Annotated in this window: 3 protein-coding genes; all 3 read left to right on the top strand. The window is 69.7% G+C overall.

The window, feature by feature from the left end; translation table 11 throughout:
• Nucleotides 1-974 (top strand): vitamin B12 dependent-methionine synthase activation domain-containing protein (locus tag CG723_RS45865; protein ID WP_324907965.1); only part of this gene is annotated, 974 nt, incomplete at its 5' end.
• Nucleotides 971-1882, top strand: coding sequence for a methylenetetrahydrofolate reductase [NAD(P)H] (gene metF / locus CG723_RS45860; RefSeq protein ID WP_100599485.1), 912 nt, complete (start codon nt 971-973; stop codon nt 1880-1882). The genes CG723_RS45865 and metF, both read left to right, overlap by 4 nt.
• Nucleotides 1860-2574 (top strand): adenosylhomocysteinase (locus tag CG723_RS45855; protein ID WP_100599484.1); only part of this gene is annotated, 715 nt, incomplete at its 3' end. The genes metF and CG723_RS45855, both read left to right, overlap by 23 nt.

The following is a 2574-nucleotide window of genomic DNA, read 5'->3' as shown; positions in this document are numbered from 1 at the left end:
ACGCGTTCGAGGGCCTGCGTCTGATGGATGCCCTTATCGCCGTCAAGCGGGGCGTGCCGGGCGCGACACTGCCGGAGCTCAAGCAGCGCCGGGTGAAGGCGGGCAGCGTACAGATCGAGGAGCGGCCCGAAGAGGGGCCCGCACGCTCCGACACGTCCACCGACAATCCGGTCCCCGAGCCGCCCTTCTGGGGCACCCGCGTCATCAAGGGAATCCAGCTCAAGGAGTACGCGTCCTGGCTGGACGAGGGCGCCCTGTTCAAGGGGCAGTGGGGCCTCAAGCAGGCGCGCACCGGTGACGGGCCCACGTACGAGGAGCTCGTGGAGACCGAGGGCCGCCCCCGCCTGCGCGGCTGGCTCGACCGGCTGCAGACGGACAACCTGCTGGAAGCGGCCGTGGTCCACGGCTACTTCCGGTGCGTGTCCAAGGGTGACGATCTCATCCTCCTCGACGAGGCGGGCTCGGAACTGTCCCGGTTCTCTTTCCCCCGCCAGGGCCGCGGCCGCCGCCTGTGCCTCGCGGACTTCTTCCGTCCGGAGGAGTCGGGCGAGACCGATGTCGTGGGCCTCCAGGTCGTCACCGTCGGCTCCCGGATCGGCGAGGCGACCGCGGGGCTCTTCGAGTCGAACTCGTACCGCGACTACCTCGAACTGCACGGCCTGTCCGTCCAGTTGGCCGAGGCGCTCGCCGAGTACTGGCACGCACGCGTCCGCTCCGAGCTGGGTATCGCCGGCGGTGACCCCGACCTGCTCGACGGCATGTTCCGAACCGAGTACCAGGGCTGCCGCTACTCGCTCGGCTACCCCGCCTGTCCCGACCTCGCCGACCGGGCCAAGATCGCCACGCTTCTCGCACCGGAACGCATCGGCGTCGTCCTGTCCGAGGAGTTCCAGCTGCACCCCGAGCAGTCCACCGACGCGATCGTCCTGCACCACCCCGAAGCGAGCTACTTCAACGCCGGAGGCCGCAATTGAGCACGCTGCGCGACATTCTGGCGAGCGGCGCCCCGACGTTCTCCTTCGAGTTCTTCCCGCCCAGGACCGCGGCCGGCAGCCGCATGCTGTGGCAGGCGATCCGCCGCCTCGAAGCCCTCTCGCCGACGTTCGTCTCCGTCACCTACGGCGCGGGCGGCTCCTCCCGGGACCGTACCGTCGAGGTCACCAAGCGCATCGCCGCCCAGACCACCCTGCGCCCGGTCGCCCATCTGACCGCCGTGGGGCACTCGGTGGCCGAACTGCGCCACATCATCGGCCAGTACGCGGACGCGGGCGTGCGCGATGTGCTCGTCCTGCGCGGCGACCCGCCCGGCGACCCCAACGCGCCATGGACGCCGCACCCCCAGGGGTTCACGCACGCGCATGAACTGGTCCGGCTCGTCAGGAACCTGGGCGGCTTCAGCGTCGGCGTCGCGGCCTTCCCCGAGCGGCATCCCCGCTCGGCCGACTGGCACAGCGACATCAGCCACTTCGTCGCCAAGTGCCGGGCCGGCGCCGACTACGCCATCACCCAGATGTTCTTCGACGTGGAGGACTATCTGCGGCTGCGTGACCGGGTCGCGGCGGCCGGCTGCGACACCCCGATCATCCCGGAGATCATGCCGGCCACCGACGTGCGGCAGATCCGCCGCTTCGCCGAGCTGTCCAACGCCCGCTTCCCCGCCGCACTGGCAGACCGCCTCGAAGCGGCCGCCGGTGACCCGGCCGAGGGACATCGCATCGGCGTGGAGTACGCCACCTCCATGGCCGAACGGCTGCTCGCCGAGGGAGCGCCCGGGCTGCACTACATCACCCTCAACCGATCCACCGCGACGCTCGAGATCCACGAGAACATCCAGAGCATCCGTACCTCAAGGAGCACACATGCCCTCGCAGCCGCCCGCTGACTTCACGGACTTCAAGGTCGCCGACCTGTCCCTGGCCGCCTTCGGCCGCAAGGAGATCACCCTCGCCGAGCACGAGATGCCCGGCCTGATGTCGATCCGCGAGGAGTACGCGGCGGCGCAGCCGCTGGCGGGTGCCAGGATCACGGGGTCCCTGCACATGACGGTCCAGACGGCCGTCCTCATCGAGACCCTCGTCGCCCTCGGCGCCGACGTCCGCTGGGTCTCCTGCAACATCTACTCCACCCAGGACCACGCGGCGGCCGCGATCGCCGCCGCGGGCATCCCGGTCTTCGCCTGGAAGGGCGAGACCCTGGAGGAGTACTGGTGGTGCACGGAGCAGGCGCTGACCTGGCCGGGCCACACCGGCCCGAACATGATCCTGGACGACGGCGGCGACGCCACCCTCCTCGTCCACAAGGGCGTCGAGTACCGCAAGACGGGGATCCTGCCCGAGGCCGAGAACGAGGAACTGGCCGTGGTCCGCGCCCTGTTGGACCGCAGCGGACTCGACTGGACGGCCATGTCCTCGGAGATCCGTGGCGTGACGGAGGAGACCACGACCGGTGTCCACCGTCTCTACGAGATGTACCGGGACGGCACCCTGTTGTTCCCGGCGATCAATGTGAACGACGCCGTGACGAAGTCGAAGTTCGACAACAAGTACGGCTGCCGTCACTCCCTCATCGACGGCA

Origin of the sequence: Streptomyces sp. CB01635 (assembly GCF_002803065.1) — a bacterium.
Lineage (GTDB): Bacteria > Actinomycetota > Actinomycetes > Streptomycetales > Streptomycetaceae > Streptomyces.
The sequence above is the reverse complement of the archived record's forward strand: the minus strand, read 5'-3'. Positions and strand labels throughout refer to the sequence as shown.